The sequence below is a fragment of the Clostridium sp. AM43-3BH genome (genome assembly GCF_003479985.1).
GTDB classification, from domain to species: domain Bacteria; phylum Bacillota; class Clostridia; order Lachnospirales; family Lachnospiraceae; genus Otoolea; species Otoolea fessa.
Genome location: NZ_QUIH01000004.1, coordinates 98,736 through 115,796 on the forward strand (window position 1 = coordinate 98,736; position 17,061 = coordinate 115,796).

The following is a 17,061-nucleotide window of genomic DNA, read 5'->3' on the forward strand; positions in this document are numbered from 1 at the left end:
GCGGCTATCAGGGAAACCGCGATGGACAGAGAAGCGGCGGCTATCAGGGAAACCGCGATGGACAGAGAAGCGGCGGCTATCAGGGCGGCCGTGACGGACAGAGAAGCGGCGGCTATCAGGGCGGCCGTGATGGTCAGAGAGGCGGACGCGATGGACGCGGCGGTTTAAATATTCCGAAGCCATCCTTCGACAGCCCGGTTGTACAGAAACCGCAGAACAACAAGCAGAATAAGAATAATTACAAGAACGATAAATATAGCAAGATCGACCATGAGGAAGAGATGCACTCCAAGGGAAGAGGCGGAAAGAACGTAAAGAGCGCTGTTCAGCCGCCGCAGAAGAAGGAGGCAAAGGTTGAGGAGATCAAGACAATCACGATCCCGGAGGTAATCACCATCAAGGATCTCGCAGACAAGATGAAACTTCAGCCGTCTGTGATTGTAAAGAAGCTCTTTTTACAGGGCAAGGTTGTCACCATTAATCAGGAAGTAGATTACGAGCAGGCAGAAGAGATCGCGATGGAGTTTGACGTACTCTGTGAGAAAGAGGTCAAGGTTGACGTCATCGAGGAACTTCTGAAAGAGGAAGAAGAGGATGAGAAGGACATGGTAACCCGTCCGCCGGTTGTATGCGTTATGGGTCATGTCGATCATGGTAAAACCTCCCTTCTGGATGCAATCCGCCAGACCAATGTAACTGCAAAAGAGGCAGGCGGTATCACCCAGCACATCGGTGCGTACATGGTAGAGATCAACGGACAGAAGATCACATTCCTCGATACGCCGGGACATGAGGCATTTACCGCAATGCGTATGCGTGGTGCAAAATCCACTGATATTGCAATCCTCGTTGTTGCAGCAGATGACGGTGTTATGCCGCAGACCATCGAGGCGATCAACCATGCGAAGGCAGCAGGTGTTGAGATCATCGTAGCGATCAACAAGATCGATAAGCCGAGTGCCAATATCGAGAAGGTAAAACAGGAGCTTATCGAGTACGAACTGGTTCCGGAGGACTGGGGCGGCAGCACCATCTTCGTTCCGGTATCTGCACATACCAAGGAAGGTATCAAGGAACTGCTTGAGATGATCCTTCTGACCGCAGAGGTCAAAGAGTTAAAGGCAAACCCGAACCGTAATGCGAGAGGTCTTGTCATCGAGGCGGAGCTGGATAAGGGTAAAGGTCCGGTTGCGACCGTCCTGGTACAGAAAGGTACCCTGCATGTCGGTGATCCGATCGCGGCAGGTGCCTGCTACGGTCGTGTCCGTGCGATGATGGACGATAAAGGACGCCGCGTCAAAGAGGCTGGTCCGTCCACTCCGGTTGAGATTCTGGGTCTTAATGACGTGCCGAACGCCGGCGAGGTATTTGTACAGCCGGAGAACGAGAAAGAGGCAAGAAGCTTTGCAGAAACCTTTATCTCTGAGAGCAAGAATAAGTTAATTGAAGATACAAAGATGAAGCTTTCCCTGGACGATCTGTTCTCCCAGATCAAGGCAGGAAATGTAAAGGAACTTCCACTGATCGTCAAGGCAGACGTACAGGGTTCTGTCGAGGCAGTAAAACAGAGCCTGATGAAGCTGTCCAACGAGGAAGTCGTAGTCAAGGTCATCCACGGCGGTGTTGGTGCGATCAACGAGTCCGACGTCAGTCTGGCAGCCGCATCCAACGCGATCATTATTGGTTTCAATGTGCGCCCGGACGCAACCGCGAAGTCCATCGCAGAGCGTGAGAAAGTAGACGTTCGTCTCTACCGCGTCATCTATCAGGCAATCGAGGATGTCGAGGCAGCGATGAAGGGTATGCTTGACCCGATTTACGAGGAGCAGGTAATCGGTCACGCCGTTGTACGTCAGACCTTCAAGGCTTCCGGCGTTGGTACTATCGCTGGTTCCTACGTCCTGGATGGTAAATTCCAGAGAGGCTGCAAGGCACGTATTACCCGTGACGGCGAGCAGATCTTCGATGGTCCGCTGGCATCCTTAAAGCGTTTCAAGGACGACGTGAAGGAAGTTGCTTCCGGATACGAGTGTGGTCTTGTATTTGAGAAGTTCAACGATCTGCAGGAAGACGATATGATCGAAGCATATGCGATGGTAGAGGTTCCGCGCTAGAAAGGCAGAGGGATTCATGCGTAAAAATAGCATTAAAAATACAAGAATTAACAGTGAAGTACAGAGAGAGCTGAGTTCCATCATCAGCCGTGAGCTGAAAGATCCGCGGATTCATCCGATGACAACGGTTGTCTCCGTGGAGGTAACTCCGGATCTCAAGTACTGCAAGGCGTATATCAGCGTGTTAGGCAACGAGGAAGCGGCGAAGGATACGATCCAGGGACTGAAAAGTGCTGTCGGATTTGTCCGCACCCAGCTTGCAAAACGCATTAATTTACGGAATACGCCGGAAATTACATTTATTCTCGATCAGTCGATTGAGTACGGTGTACACATGACCCGCCTGATCGATGAAGTAACTGAAAACCTCAGAGACTCAGAATCGGGAGATGAGGAAGAAAATGAGTAAAAATATCTTAGAGGCGTCACTGGAAGGGGCGGAGCACATCGTACTGCTTGGTCACATCCATCCGGACGGGGACTGTATCGGAACGACTCTGGGACTGCTTAACTATCTGCGGGAGAATTATCCGCAGATAGAGGCAGAACTGTTTCTCGACCATCCGGCTGCTAAATTTTCTTATATGAATGATTTTGAGAAAATTCATACCGAGATTGTGCCGGAAAAACAGTTTGATCTGTGCATTACGCTGGATGCCAGCGACAAAGAGCGTCTGGGCGCCTACGCGGTCTATTTTGACAGCGCCGCCAAGACACTCTGTATCGATCATCACAGAACCAATACAGGATTTGCTGAACAAAATTACATCATTCCGGACGCAAGCTCCTGCAGCGAAGTGTTATACACGCTTCTTGATGAGGCAAAGATCAGCAGGGAGGCGGCAGAGTGTCTCTATACCGGAATTGTGCATGACACAGGTGTATTTAAGTACAATTCAACGACCCGGAAAACGATGGAAATCGCGGGCGCGCTGATGGAAAAAGGCGTGAACGCGGCGAAGATCATCGACGACAGCTTTTACCGCAAGACCTACGCACAGAACCAGATTCTCGGAAAAGCGCTGCTTAGCAGTACACGGATTCTGGATGGAAGATGTATTTTCAGTGTGGTTTCCCAGAAAGAAATGGAGTTTTACGGTGTCGATACGAACGATCTGGATGGCATTATCGATCAGCTCCGGATTACCGAAGGAGTGGAATGTGCCATTTTCATCTATGAAAAGGCGTTCAACGAGTACAAGGTCAGCCTTCGTTCCAACGACTATGTCGATGTGAGCAAGGTGGCGGCGTATTTCGGCGGCGGCGGACACATCCACGCGGCGGGCTGCACGATGCAGGGACATCCGAGGGATGTGATCAACAACCTGACGGGACATATTGAGAAACAGATGGATGCCCGTAGGGAGGAATAGGAGGTTCTGTTGCTGATTGCGCTGCCTGCTTTCAGGTGCACAGCGCATGGACGGTAATAGTTCTGATTTTTTAGGAGATTTTATGTTTCACGGTGTGATAAACATTTATAAAGAACCGGGGTTTACGTCCCACGATGTGGTGGCGAAGCTCCGGGGCATTTTGAGACAGAAAAAGATCGGTCATACGGGTACGCTCGATCCGGCAGCGGAGGGCGTACTCCCTGTATGTCTGGGGAAGGGAACGAAGCTGTGCGACCTTTTGACGGATAAGAGGAAGACGTATCAGGCAGTTCTTTTGCTGGGAACCGAAACCGATACGCAGGATATGACAGGAACGATTCTTTCGGAGAAACCGACGGAACAGCTGACAGAACCGGCAGTCCGCGGGGCGGCGGAGAGCTTTGTTGGTCCATATATGCAGGTACCGCCGATGTATTCGGCGCTCAAGGTCAACGGAAAGAAGCTCTACGAGTTGGCGAGAGCCGGAAAAGAGGTAGAGCGGGCAGCGCGTCCGGTGGAAATCTATGATCTTCAGATAGATGCGGTGGAACTGCCGCGTGTGACGATGACCGTGACCTGTTCCAAGGGAACCTACATCCGTACCCTGTGCCATGACATCGGTGAAAAGCTGGGATGCGGCGGCTGTATGGAAAAACTGATCCGCACCCGCGTCGATCGATTTGCGATCGGGGACAGCCTGCGCCTGTCCGAGGTGGAAGCGCTGGCGAAAGCCGGTCAGATCGAGGATAGGATCGTGCCGGTGGATGGAATGTTTGAGGACTGCCCGGCGTATGTATCGGAGAGCGAAGTTCTGGATAAGCTTCTGCAGAATGGAAATCCATTCCCGAAGGGGCTGGGACCGAGAGACGGCTGCTTGGTGCAGATCGGAAGCAGTTTGGCTGAACACCAGGTTTCTGCGGATGGAAACTCAGAGATGGTACTTCCGGATTCTGGAATAATCCGCGTCTATGACAGCGCAAACCAGTTTATCGGTCTCTATGCCTATCAGCCGGAGAAGAAACAATGGAAACCACGTAAGATCTTTCTGGGAGGAGAGTAAGATGCAGTATTTTGCCGGAACCAGAGAATTTCAGATAAAAGAGCCGACTGCGGTCACGATCGGTAAGTTTGACGGTCTTCACAGAGGGCATCAGAAGCTGCTGCGGGAAGTGATGCGGTATCGGGAAAAAGGATATAAACCAGCGGTGTTTACCTTTGAGACGGCACCGGGAACCTTGATCCGGGGAAAGCTGCAGACGATGATCACGACCAACGAGGAGCGCGAGGAGAACCTGCGCGAGGCGGGGGTGGAGTATCTGGTGGAATATCCGTTCAACCAGGAAGTCGCACATATGGACCCGGAACAGTTTGTTGCCGAGATTCTGGTCGGCAAGATGGGCGCAAAGGCGATCGTGTCCGGTCCGGACTGCCATTTTGGCTACCAGCGGAAGGGCGATGCTGAACTGCTTCGGAAACTGGCACCGAAATATGGATATGAGGTGTCGATCGTTGAAAAGGCGATGGACGGCGATCGCGAGATCAGCAGCACCTATATCCGGGAAGAGCTGGCGAAGGGAAATATCCGCAAGGCGAATGAACTGTTGGGATACGAGTACCGGATCAGCGGACAGGTAGTACACGGGGAGCATTTAGGTTCCACCCTAGGTTTTCCGACGGCGAATATCCTGCCGGGAATCCAGAAACATCTTCCGGCGTTCGGGGTATATCTCTCCCGGACGGTGATTGATGGTGCTTCTTATGGAAGTATCACGAATATTGGAAAAAAACCGACGATTGCCGGAGAACGACCAGCGGGGGCGGAGACATATATCTATGATCTGGATGAAAACCTGTATGGGAAAAAGATAGAGGTTCATTTTTTGGATTTTATGCGGCCGGAGATGAAATTTTCCGGGGTGGATGAGTTGAAGATGCAGGTTTTGAAGGATAAAGAGACCGGGAGAAAAATGCACGGAGCGGAACGATGAGAGTTCAGCTTCGTGCATTTTTTAAATATGATTCAGGTAGGCAGCTGCTTCCTCTGCCGCCAAATGGATATATTCATTCATTGGTAAATTCTGTGTTCCTACTAAAATATGGCGGCAATAGGAGCTTCCACTGACAGGAATCAGGATTTTCTGGGCGCGGCTTTGTCCGATGGCGGCTGCCATGGCAGGGGTGATTTCTCCTAAGAGGGAGTCTGCAATGACGATGCCGATTGGTCCGATGATTAGGTCGGCATCGCGGCAGGCGACGAGAACGGGGTTTTCTCCGGTGGCGCCCATGGCAGCTCCGGCTTTCATCATCGCGGCAGTGGCAGTGGTGTTGGCACCGAGCGCGAGAAGCGGCTGTCCGGGACAGAGTTTCTGGATTTCTTCTACGAGAGCGCGCCCCATGCGTCCGCCCTGACCGTCGATGATGACAACTTTTTTCATAATGGATAACCCCTTTCCTTTTCGTAGGATTTTCGTAGGACAAGATAATAAAAAAGAATGTGCCTTGGCACATTCTCGCGCAGGAACGAAAATAAGAGGGTCTAAATCTGCCTTTTGGACAAAATAAACACCCCAGTATATCTTTACTATAATATCATAGAAGATCAAATTTGAAAAGCGAAAAAGATCGATTTTTGTAAAATTTTTTGTTTACAAATAAAGCGCTTTCTATTATAATGCTGATAATGGCTAACTGGGGTCTGGCAGAGCTGCGATTGGCGGAGGCTGTCAGGGTGACGGAAGATCAGACAGACGCGCGTGAAGGCACCGCGGGGGTGCTTGATTTTTAGTTGATCCGGGAGGCCGCTTTTTTAAAGCAAAAAAACAGCAGACAATGAGAGGGAGAAAACATGAGGAGAAATGACATTCACAAAGTATTGATTATCGGTTCCGGTCCAATCATTATCGGACAGGCGTGTGAGTTCGATTATTCGGGAACACAGGCGTGCAAGGCACTGAGAAAACTCGGCTATGAGATTGTGCTGGTCAATTCCAATCCGGCTACGATTATGACGGATCCGGAGACAGCAGATGTGACTTATATTGAGCCGCTGAACGTAGACCGTCTGACTCAGATCATTGAAAAAGAGCGCCCGGATGCGCTGCTCCCGAACCTGGGTGGACAGTCCGGACTGAACCTCTGCTCCGAATTGGCAGCAGCAGGTGTTCTGGATAAATATGATGTTAAAGTAATCGGCGTTCAGGTTGATGCTATCGAGCGTGGTGAGGACCGTATCGAGTTTAAGCATACAATGGAAAGCCTGGGCATCGAGATGGCTAGAAGTGAGGTTGCCTACAGCGTTGAGGATGCACTGGCAATCGCAGATAAACTGGGTTATCCGGTTGTTCTTCGTCCGGCTTACACCATGGGCGGCGAAGGCGGCGGTCTTGTATATAACGTAGAAGAACTGAAGACCGTGTGTGCAAGAGGCCTGCAGGCCAGCATGGTTGGTCAGGTTCTGGTAGAGGAGTCTATCCTTGGATGGGAAGAGCTTGAGCTGGAAGTTGTCCGCGATGCGAAGAACAACATGATCACTGTCTGCTTTATTGAAAATATTGATCCGCTGGGCGTACACACCGGAGATTCCTTCTGTTCTGCTCCGATGTTAACCATTTCGGAAGAAGTACAGAAACGTCTGCAGGAGAAATCCTACAAGATCGTAGAAGCAATCCAGGTAATCGGCGGTACCAACGTACAGTGGGCACACGATCCGAAGACAGACCGTGATATTGTTATCGAGATCAACCCGAGAACCTCCCGTTCGTCCGCCCTGGCATCCAAGGCAACTGGTTTCCCGATTGCACTGGTATCAGCGATGCTGGCAACCGGTATGACTCTGGATGAGATTCCATGCGGCAAGAGCGGTACTCTGGATCAGTATGTTCCGTCCGGCGACTATATCGTTATCAAGTTTGCACGCTGGGCATTTGAGAAGTTCAAAGGCGCAGAGGACAAGCTGGGAACCCAGATGAAGGCAGTCGGCGAGGTTATGAGTATCGGAAAGACCTACAAAGAGGCATTCCAGAAGGCAATCCGAAGCCTGGAGAGAGGCCGCTACGGTCTTGGTCATGCGAAAGACTTCGATAAGAAGACAAAAAAAGAACTGCTTGCGATGCTGCATGTTCCGAGCAGCGAACGTCAGTTTATTATGTACGAGGCACTTCGTAAGGGCGCTACCGTAGACGAGCTGTTCGAATTAACCAAGATTAAACATTACTTCATCCAGCAGATGAAAGAACTGGTAGAAGAGGAAGAAAGCCTGATGCAGTATAAGGGCGAGGTTCCGCCGGTTGAGGTTCTCCGCCAGGCGAAGCTGGACGGTTTTGCAGATAAATATTTAAGCGAGCTGTTAGGCGTTACAGAGGAAGAGATCCGCGATGCAAGAACCAAAGAAGGTATCGTAGAAGGCTGGGAGGGCGTACACGTAAGTGCCACACCGGATTCTGCATACTACTTCTCCAGCTATCACATCAAGGATCAGAGTCCGTGCAGCGACAACAAGAAGATCATGATTCTGGGCGGCGGTCCGAACCGTATCGGTCAGGGTATTGAGTTCGACTACTGCTGCGTACATGCAGCTATCGCTCTGAAAGAGCTTGGATTTGAGACAATTATCGTTAACTGCAACCCAGAGACCGTATCTACAGACTATGATACCTCCGATAAACTGTATTTCGAGCCGCTGACTCTGGAAGATGTATTAAGCATCTATCATAAGGAGAAACCGCTGGGAGTTATCGCACAGTTTGGTGGCCAGACACCGCTGAACCTGGCAGCAGACCTGAAGAAATATGGTGTCAATATTCTGGGTACAACTCCGGAAACCATCGACATGGCAGAGGATCGTGACCTGTTCCGTGCGATGATGGATAAACTGCAGATTCCGATGCCGGAGTCAGACATGGCAGTTACCGTTGATGACGCATTAGAGATTGCGAATAAGATCGGTTACCCGGTTATGGTTCGTCCGTCCTATGTACTTGGCGGCCGCGGCATGGAGGTTGTTCATGACGATGAAGCGATGACCTTCTATATGAGAGCAGCTGTCGGTGTAACTCCGGATCGTCCGATCCTGATTGACCGTTTCCTGCATCATGCAACCGAGTGTGAGGCAGATGCTATCAGCGATGGCGAGAACGTATTTGTTCCGGCTGTTATGGAGCATATCGAGCTGGCAGGTATCCACTCCGGTGACTCCGCTTGTATCCTTCCGTCCAGAAATCTGACCAAGGATCAGGTAGAGACAATCCGTGATTACACAAGCCGTATTGCAAAAGAGATGCACGTTGTAGGTCTGATGAACATGCAGTATGCAATCGAGGACGGCGAAGTATACGTGCTGGAGGCAAACCCGAGAGCATCCCGTACCGTGCCGCTGGTATCTAAAGTATGCAACATCAAGATGGTAAAACTGGCAACGGATATCATGACTTCCTACTTAACAGGTCGTCCGTCACCGGTTCCGGCACTGAAAGAGAAGAAGATTCCGCACTACGGTGTTAAGATGCCGGTATTCCCGTTCAAGATGTTCCCGGAGGTTGACCCGGTACTTGGACCGGAGATGCGTTCCACCGGTGAGGTTCTTGGTATGTCCACCAGCGTTGGTGAGGCTATCTACAAGGCACAGGAAGCAACCCAGACACGTCTTCCTTCCTCAGGAACTGTCCTCCTGAGTGTCAATGACAAGGATAAGATAGAGCTGATCGAGGTTGCAAGAGGCTTCTACGAGTGTGGCTTTACCCTGATGGGTACAGGCAGAACCTGTGATGTGATGGTAGCAGCAGGACTTCCGGCTGAGAAGGTATGCAAGATCAACGAAGGCCGTCCGAACATTTTAGATAAGATTACCAACGGAGAAGTGGCAATCATTATCAATACCCCGAACGATAAGAAGGGCAGAGGCGATGACAGCTACATCCGTAAGGCAGCTGTAAAGGCGAAGATTCCGTACTTCACCAACATGGCAGCAGCAAAGGCTACCGTACAGGCTCTGAGAAGTATCAAGAAGAACGGACATCTGGAGGTTAAGTCCCTGCAGGAGTTCCATAGCGAGATTCAGTAAATAAAAATAAAAGGGTAAAATCCATTGTTACAGAGTCGTTTCAGTGGATTTTACCGTGACAGTGAATTAATTGAGCTATTATAGAAAAGAGCGTCTGCCCGGCTGTGAATGCGGGGCTGGCGCTCTTTTAAAGTTGCCATGCATCTGGAAGAGGCTGTCAGTGGCAGGTTCTGTGGGAGAGAATTTCATATACGAGATGCAGCAGCCATGCGCCCAAAATGATTGAAAGCACATACACCGTGTTTCCGGCAAAAATTCCAAATTTAGCAGCGATCTGGGAGTACACAATCTGCGTGGTCGCGTAGTACGGCGTGATATAAAACATATCCGCGTTTCCATACGGATGCGAGGTAACATTGATGATAGTTGCGATGACGCATCCGACCGCAAATACAGCTGTAGACTGCCAGAATCCTTTGGCGGTTGGCAGCACCATGCGGGAAAAGGCGATGAGCAGCCCGATGAAGATCAGAAGGATATGCCAGATAAATCCATGCAGGGTCAGCGTCCAGTACGGGTGCATCAGACCGGACGGATCGACGAACACCATGACGGCACCGAGCAGGTTGTAATTATACATAAAAGTGCAAAAAATACGTTGATATTTATGCGGAACAAAGGGCAGCAGCAGGCAGAGGTACATCGGCAGGCTACAGAGCTGGAATGGAAAATACCACCAGTCGTAGTGCCGGTTGTTTTCTATGTAATAGAGAAAAAGCTGTTTGTAGACCTCGGAAAATGCCAGAAAAACACCGCAGGCAAAGAGCAGATGCAGACGGAACGCTTCGGAGCGCGTCCGCAGCTTCCAGGCGGCAAAGGCGGCGAGTGGGATGCCGATCAGCATAAATACTAAATGAAAGGGAGACCAGACTGCGGGCGGCGTCATAGACCAGGCAGTTAAGGTAAGGAGATGGGAAATCATAAAAAGCCTTCTTTCGTAATAAAACCTAAGGAATGGTTCCGTATCTTGTGAATCAGGTGCGATTTCTTTGTTCCATGGGAAATTGTGTCCTATGAAACAAAAAACGCGAAGCCGATGCCCAGTACAGAGAAAACGGTACAGAATAGTTATAGTACGAAATATTAGATTTGCCAAGAATTAACAACCAGATCTGTGCGTAATAAGACGATGGGAGATTTACATATTTGCAATTTTTTTCTTTCCAAAGCTGCAAGTTGACAAGCGCTGCCAATTTCCTATATTCTGTAGATATAAGAATCGAGTAAATGATACGGGAGATATACCATGAACCAAAATGAAACTCAATGGGATAGATTCCTGAAAATCCGAACAAGCGGCAGAGACGATTCGCATGCGGATCAATACCGATACCCATACGAACCGACGGCATACGTGGTCCTGGAACGGTTGGCGAACAGCGGATTAATCCGTAAGAATAATACCTTATTGGACTATGGGACCGGCAAGGGAAGAGTCTGTTTTTATTTGTCCTATCAGACAAGGTGTAAAACAATCGGAATCGAATACGATGAACGTATTTATCAGGGGGCAACAGAAAATAAGGAGACGGCAGTGTCCGGAAACCGTACTTCCTTTATCTTAAGCAGTGCGGAGAACTATGAGCTTCCTCCAGAAGTGAACCGGTGTTATTTTTTTAATCCATTTTCGTTAGAGATATTGCATTCTGTTCTTGCCAGGATATATGAGTCCTATTACGAAAATCAGAGAGAGATACTGCTGTTTTTTTATTATCCATCGGAGGAATATATCAGTTGTCTGATGACGGAGGAACAGCTAATGTTTTATGATGAGATCGACACATCGGATTTGTTTCCGGGCGAGGACAAAAGAGAACGGATTATGATATTTGAGGTGATTTTATGAAGCTTTTATTTAAACAGCGGTTATTTTCGTGGTTTGACAGTTATGATATTTATGATGAGTTTGGCAATACAGTATATGTGGTAAAAGGCCAGTTATCCTGGGGCCATAAGCTGGTGATATATGATGCAGACGGCAATGAAATTGGAATGGTTGTTCAGCGTGTACTGACATTTCTGCCCAAATTTGAGATATATAAAAACGGCACCTATATCGGATGTCTGAGTAAAGAAATCTCTTTTCTGACACCGCATTACAATATTGATTACAATGGCTGGCATATCGACGGTTCGATTATGGAATGGGATTATAATATCCTCGATCAAAGGGGATATTCGGTTGCCAGTGTCAGCAAAGAGCTGTTCCATATGACGGACACGTATGTTATTCAGGTAAATGAGCCGGAATATGCACTGGATGCATTAATGTTTGTGCTGGCGATCGATGCGGAAAAATGTTCGAGGACGTAAGAAAGGGTGCGTCTGCTTTTTGCTACAAGAGCACCGAGGCATTCTTGAATAATGACAGGACGATATGGTGAACACAAAAAAGAAACGAGCATCCCGCTTAAGCAATAGCTGTACGGTAACAAACCCATTTCTTGATTATATGATACATTGAACAGTATTAAATGTCAACGAAAAAAAGCATAAGAAATTTCAATGAAAAGCCAGCCAAGCTATTCATCGGAAAGACCATAGAAAAGCTAGGTTCAGATACACTGATTACTCTCCGTGCGTCCGGACCTGTTTTTTGTTGCTATCGTTTCTTTCAGTTGCCTTTGCCACGCCTGCTCTTGGGAGATTTCAGCATATCAGATTTACGAAGAATGCCCATGTTCGATATGGAGAATGTACAAGCCGCCTGGGAAGAGCGAGATAAGGAAATGTTGAAAGTTCTACTGCATGGGTATGTGTGGAACCATATAGAAGGTTAGTAAAAACATTCTTGAAATTGTTGATTCGTTACAGGTTGACAGTTACTGTCATCTTTGGTTTGTAATTGCATTTTTGTTAGATATAATTGATTTTATGAATTATCAATTGCATTGCAAAAAGAGTTCAGCATATATAGACGTGTATCTTGAAAATGACATTTAGTTTTCTGAAGAAACAAATTATGTGAAACGCGTTTTGGTAATTTTTACGAAAATATAAAGATATTTTGTTGAAAAATCCTATTGAAAACAGAATAATAAAAGTGTATTTTATATATAAATCCTCTTGCTTAATACGAGAGGTAATTTTTAAAAGAATTAGTAAGTGCACTGAACTAATTAAGTGAGTAAGGGGTGTAATATGGAGAAGAATGGAAATTTAGGGCATTTAGAATTAATACGAAAAATTAATCGGACATTGATTCTGAATATGGTCAAGGAGAAACAGCCGATTAGCCGTGCACAGATATCAAAGGCATTAAATTTAAGTAAAACAACAGTTAGTGCGATTGTAGATGAATTAATTAAGAAAAAGCTCCTAGTTGAGTATGGAGACTGTATGTCTCCATCAGGGGTTGGACGCCCATCTACTATGTTGGGATTTAATCCAAAATCTGCGTATTGTATTGGCATGGATATTGGCGGAACAAAACTTTTGTTTTTGATAACAGATTTGGTGGGTAATATTGTGTACGAAAAAAAAATACCAACCAAAAATCAGTTTGAGGAATTAGTCCAGATTGTAGAGGAGTCATTAGAAGCAGCAGGAATTAAACGAGAAATGATATTTGGCATGGGAATTGGAGTCCCGGGAACGGTGGATTCAGATGGAACAGTGGTGCGTGCCAAAGCATTATCGTGGAATCAATTTCCTTTGCAAAGTTTAATGAATGAATATTTTTCATTTCCAGTGTATGTCGGAAATGATGTGAATCTGGCAGCATTAGGTGAACGTTGGATAGGTTCAGGTGAACAGACGGATGATATGTTGTTTATTGCATTGGGAACAGGTATTGGCGGAGCATTAGTATGTGGTGGACAGTTGGTATTGGGGGCTCAAGGAAGAGCAGGAGAATTAGGATATTATTTAGAAAGTTCTGATGTGGAAAAAGGGGAAATTAATAAATTAGGACAACAGGGAATTTTAGAAAAAAAATGTTCTGGCTCGGCACTGGATCAAATTGTTGGTTCGGCAGAAGCATTATTTACAGCATATAGCCGAGGAGATGCCTCAGTAATACCGGTAATAGACAAATTTGTTCGTGATTTTTCAGTTGCGATAGCCAATACGATTAGTCTTTTAAATCCAGAGAAGGTTGTAATAGGCGGTGGAGTTTCTGATTCTATGGGATCTGTGATTCAGCGGATTCGAGAGGAGGTTGGCAGGCTTACGCCAATTCAGGCGGATATTTGTTTGGCAAACTTGGGAGGAAAAGCAGGAGCTCTAGGAGCAATTAATTTTGCTTCAAAAAAAATCGAAGAGCAGGATATACAGGTAAAAAAATAAAATAGAGAAAAATACAAGAGTTGGGAGGCATACATAGAATGAAGCAAACCATGAAGAGCTGTATATTGGAACAGCCAGACACAATTAGAAGAGTTTGCCAAAATGCAGAAAAAGTGTGTGATAGTGTGTATTCTATAGTGGGAAAAGGTCCATTTGATAAAATCTATTTAATTGGTTCTGGAACCTCACTTCATACAGCAATTGCGGCTAAATATGCATTTACAAAATGGTTCAATGCAGAGGTTCAGGTGTTTACCCCATTTGATTTTTTGTATTACTATCCACATTATCGACTAGATGAGAAAACGCTGATTTTAGGAATTTCACAGACGGCACGTAGTATTGGGACGATACATTGTTTGGAAAAAGGAAGAGAGTATGGGGCTAGAACCGTTATGGTAACAGCCGAGCCTGATAATCCTGGCGGAAAAAGTGCTGAGGCGATTTTGGATACATGTACAGGAGAAGAACTGGTAGGGGCCAAAACGAAGGGATTTACTTCGACTATAGCAATGTTGTATTTATATGCTGCGGGATTAGCTGGTAAGGAATTAGACATTTCGTTAGTTCCAAAATGGATGGAGCAAAGTTTGAGATGTACATCTGAAGAAATTGAAGATTTTGCGGAGGAGTATAAATCTGCTCCATCTGTGACAATTATCGGAGGTGGTACTTTAACAGCTGCAGCTAAAGAAGGGGCTCTTAAGGTATTAGAAGGAGTGCGAATCCCGGTAGAGGTATATGATGTGGAAGAGTACATGCATGGTCCGTATCATTGTCTTGAAAAGTGGTCATATTTGATTTTTTTGGTAAACGAGGGACCTGGAGTAGAGCGAATAAAGAGAATGATTCAATTTGCTCAGGAGCATTCGGATCACGTGACAGTTATTGGTTACGAGGGCTTTGAAAAAGAGATTGAAATAAAAGGTCGTTTTATCTCGCTTCCAGGAGGAATGGATGAAATTTTAACTCCATTATTTTACATTATTCCATTACAATGGCTGGCTAATGATGTAACAGAAAAGAAAGGACGTCACCCGGAACAATCAAGATACCCAGAATTTCATAAGATGCTAGGAAGTAAATATATGCCGAAAGTAAATTATTACCAGGGATAGAGATAAAGGAGGATGAAAAATGGCTAAATTGAAATTAGGTGTAGATGTAGGAGGAACGTTTACCGATGTAGTCGGAATAAATGAAGATGGTAAGGTGTATTTTGCAAAAACGCCTTCTACACCTGAAGATCAAAGTATAGGTGTTCTGAACGGAATTAGAGCACTTTTAGAAGAGTTGGGAGTAGCACCAGATTGTGTGACGGGTGTTGCACATGGAACGACAGTGGCTACAAATACACTTTTGGAACGAAACGGCGCTGTAACAGCATTAATAACAACAAAAGGATTTAGAGATGTTTTAGATATTGGTCGCCAGAGCAGACCAGAACTTTATGATTTACATGCTAGAAAACCAGCTTCATTAATTCCCCGATATCTTCGTCGGGAGGCAGACGAAAGAATGGATTATACGGGAACTGTATTGGTGCAGTTGGATATGGAGGAATTAAAGAAAACGATTCATGAATTAATGGAAGAGGGAGCGGAATCCATTGCAATCTGTTTTCTTCATTCTTATGCGAATGATGAAAATGAGAAAAAAGCGTTGGAAGTTATTCGTGAAATCGCACCAGATTTTCCAGTGTCTGTATCTAGTGAAATTTTGCCGGAGTTTCGTGAATTTGAACGAATGAATACAACCGTTATGAATGCATATGTTCAGCCAAGAATGCAGAAATATGTATCCCAGTTGCGTAGACGATTAGATGAAAATGGGATTAATTCTCCATTGACTATTATGCAATCTTCTGGAGGTATGATGACCGATCAGATTGCAGCTCAGAAGAGTGTGAATACGTTATTATCTGGTCCGGCTGGAGGTGTTTTGGCTGCCGAATTTCTTTCCAAGATTACGGATTATCATAATATTATTACTGGAGATCTTGGAGGAACGTCATTTGATGTAGGAATTGTGCAGAATGGTTCTATTGGTATCACAGGTGAAGGAGTGATTGAGGGATTTCCGGTAAAATTCCCACATATAGATATTACTACGATTGGAGCAGGAGGAGGCTCTATAGCATGGCTGGATGCTGGCGGAGCGCTTCGGGTTGGTCCTCGCAGTGCAGGAGCAGTACCGGGACCGGTTTGTTATAGCAAAGGAGGAACAGAACCAACAGTAACAGATGCTCATGCTGTGTTAGGTCGTGTGGGTGAAAAATTGCTAGGTGGAAAAATGCACCTGGATGTGGCGGCTGCACGGAAAGCGATAGAAGAAAAATTGGCCGTAAAATTAAATATGACAGTGGAGGAAGTAGCAGAGGGAATTCTTCGTGTAGCGAATTCCAACATGGTCAGAGCAATTAGAGTTATGACGGTAGAAAGAGGAATCGATCCGAGAAAGTTTGTGCTTCTGCCATATGGAGGAGCGGGAGCACTTCATGCGGTTGAACTGGCAAGAACTCTGGATATAGGAACAGTTGTTATTCCTATCGCACCTGGAAACTTTTCTGCTTTTGGATTATTAGTTGCACCAATTAGATATGATGAAGTATGCACGTATCATAAACATGAAAAAGATGTTTCTTTCGACCATATGGAAGAAAAATTTGAAAAATTAGAGGCTGAAGCAAGAAAAGAAATGGCTCGAGATGGCGTATCAGAGAGTAGCGTAAGTTTTGAGAGAAAAATAGATATCCGTTATTTTGGTCAGGCCTACGAATTAACGATTTCGGTACCCAATAGCCCGGTGAATCAGCTGGTTTGGGATAAGCTTGTGAATGATTTCAGTGATGCACATGAGCGTTCTTATGGATTTAAGAAGAATGATCCCATGGAGTTGGTTAGTTTGCGTCTTTCTGTAGTTGGGGAAATGGACAAAAGTAACTTGTATTCAAAAGGAGAAATTAGCAAGGAACTTCCAAAACCAGAAGAAATTCGAAAAGCTTATTTTATGGGAGAGTGGCTGGATACAGCCGTATATAAGCGAGATGCTTTAAAAGCAGGTAACAGCTTTATCGGTCCGGCAATCATAGAGGAAACAGGAGCTACGTCCGTAGTAGGGCCTGGCGATAAGGTGACAGTAGATGAGAGAATGAATTTGGTTGTGAAGATTGCAAATCATGAGACTGGGAAGATGGAAGCATTAGAAGAGAACTAAAAGGAGGAATGAA

Annotated in this window: 15 protein-coding genes; 13 read left to right on the forward strand and 2 right to left on the reverse strand. The window is 46.3% G+C overall.

Annotated elements, in window-relative coordinates:
- From infB to DW931_RS07950, 5 genes are all read left to right on the forward strand, one after another.
- A partial coding sequence (infB, locus tag DW931_RS07930) for a translation initiation factor IF-2 (protein WP_243036931.1) occupies positions 1–2,114 on the forward strand: 2,114 nt, incomplete at its 5' end.
- A 16-nt stretch (positions 2,115–2,130) separates the two neighbouring features.
- On the forward strand, positions 2,131–2,523 hold the full coding sequence (gene rbfA, locus DW931_RS07935) for a 30S ribosome-binding factor RbfA (RefSeq protein WP_022360140.1): 393 nt from the start codon (positions 2,131–2,133) through the stop codon (positions 2,521–2,523).
- Positions 2,516–3,487, forward strand: a complete 972-nt coding sequence (locus DW931_RS07940) for a bifunctional oligoribonuclease/PAP phosphatase NrnA (RefSeq protein ID WP_118468284.1) — start codon at positions 2,516–2,518, stop codon at positions 3,485–3,487. The genes rbfA and DW931_RS07940 overlap by 8 nt, the downstream gene beginning before the upstream one ends.
- Before the next feature lie 82 nt (positions 3,488–3,569).
- On the forward strand, positions 3,570–4,547 hold the full coding sequence (gene truB / locus DW931_RS07945) for a tRNA pseudouridine(55) synthase TruB (RefSeq protein ID WP_022360142.1): 978 nt from the start codon (positions 3,570–3,572) through the stop codon (positions 4,545–4,547).
- A 1-nt stretch (position 4,548) separates the two neighbouring features.
- Positions 4,549–5,475 (forward strand): bifunctional riboflavin kinase/FAD synthetase, encoded by a 927-nt coding sequence (locus DW931_RS07950; protein WP_118468282.1) that lies wholly within the window; start codon positions 4,549–4,551, stop codon positions 5,473–5,475.
- Positions 5,476–5,496: 21 nt separating this feature from the next.
- Here the strand turns inward: DW931_RS07950 and DW931_RS07955 are convergent, their stop codons facing one another.
- Positions 5,497–5,922: a DUF3842 family protein gene (locus DW931_RS07955; protein WP_107000574.1), complete on the reverse strand. Its 426-nt coding sequence runs from the start codon at positions 5,920–5,922 to the stop codon at positions 5,497–5,499.
- A gap of 206 nt (positions 5,923–6,128) precedes the next feature.
- Between DW931_RS07955 and DW931_RS16080 the strand changes: the two genes are divergently transcribed.
- On the forward strand, positions 6,129–6,272 hold the full coding sequence (locus DW931_RS16080; RefSeq protein ID WP_182432162.1) for a hypothetical protein: 144 nt from the start codon (positions 6,129–6,131) through the stop codon (positions 6,270–6,272).
- 60 nt (positions 6,273–6,332) lie between these two features.
- On the forward strand, positions 6,333–9,545 hold the full coding sequence (carB, locus tag DW931_RS07960) for a carbamoyl-phosphate synthase large subunit (RefSeq protein WP_118626943.1): 3,213 nt from the start codon (positions 6,333–6,335) through the stop codon (positions 9,543–9,545).
- Between the two features lie 157 nt (positions 9,546–9,702).
- Here carB and DW931_RS16470 read toward each other — a convergent pair whose 3' ends face one another.
- Positions 9,703–10,125: a hypothetical protein gene (locus DW931_RS16470; protein WP_338126565.1), complete on the reverse strand. Its 423-nt coding sequence runs from the start codon at positions 10,123–10,125 to the stop codon at positions 9,703–9,705.
- Between the two features lie 27 nt (positions 10,126–10,152).
- Between DW931_RS16470 and DW931_RS16475 the strand changes: the two genes are divergently transcribed.
- The 6 genes from DW931_RS16475 to DW931_RS07995 all read left to right on the forward strand — a co-directional run bounded on the left by DW931_RS16475 (position 10,153) and on the right by DW931_RS07995 (position 17,048).
- Positions 10,153–10,398, forward strand: a complete 246-nt coding sequence (locus DW931_RS16475; RefSeq protein WP_338126566.1) for a hypothetical protein — start codon at positions 10,153–10,155, stop codon at positions 10,396–10,398.
- A gap of 393 nt (positions 10,399–10,791) precedes the next feature.
- Positions 10,792–11,391 (forward strand): methyltransferase domain-containing protein, encoded by a 600-nt coding sequence (locus DW931_RS07970; protein ID WP_107000571.1) that lies wholly within the window; start codon positions 10,792–10,794, stop codon positions 11,389–11,391.
- Positions 11,388–11,858: an LURP-one-related family protein gene (locus tag DW931_RS07975; RefSeq protein ID WP_118468278.1), complete on the forward strand. Its 471-nt coding sequence runs from the start codon at positions 11,388–11,390 to the stop codon at positions 11,856–11,858. The genes DW931_RS07970 and DW931_RS07975 overlap by 4 nt, the downstream gene beginning before the upstream one ends.
- A gap of 828 nt (positions 11,859–12,686) precedes the next feature.
- On the forward strand, positions 12,687–13,832 hold the full coding sequence (locus DW931_RS07985) for an ROK family transcriptional regulator (RefSeq protein ID WP_117796220.1): 1,146 nt from the start codon (positions 12,687–12,689) through the stop codon (positions 13,830–13,832).
- Positions 13,833–13,870: 38 nt separating this feature from the next.
- Positions 13,871–14,950, forward strand: coding sequence for an SIS domain-containing protein (locus DW931_RS07990; protein ID WP_118468274.1), 1,080 nt, complete (start codon positions 13,871–13,873; stop codon positions 14,948–14,950).
- A gap of 19 nt (positions 14,951–14,969) precedes the next feature.
- Positions 14,970–17,048: a hydantoinase/oxoprolinase family protein gene (locus tag DW931_RS07995; protein WP_118468272.1), complete on the forward strand. Its 2,079-nt coding sequence runs from the start codon at positions 14,970–14,972 to the stop codon at positions 17,046–17,048.
- The last annotated feature ends 13 nt before the right edge of the window (positions 17,049–17,061 follow it).

Excerpts from the sequence above, each read along its gene's own strand:
- rbfA (WP_022360140.1), top strand. The coding sequence starts at position 2,131 with ATGCGTAAAAATAGCATTAAAAATACAAGAATTAACAGTGAAGTACAG.
- DW931_RS07990 (WP_118468274.1), top strand. The coding sequence starts at position 13,871 with ATGAAGCAAACCATGAAGAGCTGTATATTGGAACAGCCAGACACAATT.
- DW931_RS16475 (WP_338126566.1), top strand. The coding sequence starts at position 10,153 with ATGCGGAACAAAGGGCAGCAGCAGGCAGAGGTACATCGGCAGGCTACA.
- carB (WP_118626943.1), top strand. The coding sequence starts at position 6,333 with ATGAGGAGAAATGACATTCACAAAGTATTGATTATCGGTTCCGGTCCA.
- DW931_RS07950 (WP_118468282.1), top strand. The coding sequence starts at position 4,549 with ATGCAGTATTTTGCCGGAACCAGAGAATTTCAGATAAAAGAGCCGACT.
- truB (WP_022360142.1), top strand. The coding sequence starts at position 3,570 with ATGTTTCACGGTGTGATAAACATTTATAAAGAACCGGGGTTTACGTCC.
- DW931_RS07940 (WP_118468284.1), top strand. The coding sequence starts at position 2,516 with ATGAGTAAAAATATCTTAGAGGCGTCACTGGAAGGGGCGGAGCACATC.
- DW931_RS07985 (WP_117796220.1), top strand. The coding sequence starts at position 12,687 with ATGGAGAAGAATGGAAATTTAGGGCATTTAGAATTAATACGAAAAATT.
- DW931_RS07970 (WP_107000571.1), top strand. The coding sequence starts at position 10,792 with ATGAACCAAAATGAAACTCAATGGGATAGATTCCTGAAAATCCGAACA.
- DW931_RS07955 (WP_107000574.1), bottom strand. The coding sequence starts at position 5,922 with ATGAAAAAAGTTGTCATCATCGACGGTCAGGGCGGACGCATGGGGCGC.
- DW931_RS07975 (WP_118468278.1), top strand. The coding sequence starts at position 11,388 with ATGAAGCTTTTATTTAAACAGCGGTTATTTTCGTGGTTTGACAGTTAT.
- DW931_RS07995 (WP_118468272.1), top strand. The coding sequence starts at position 14,970 with ATGGCTAAATTGAAATTAGGTGTAGATGTAGGAGGAACGTTTACCGAT.
- DW931_RS16470 (WP_338126565.1), bottom strand. The coding sequence starts at position 10,125 with ATGTATAATTACAACCTGCTCGGTGCCGTCATGGTGTTCGTCGATCCG.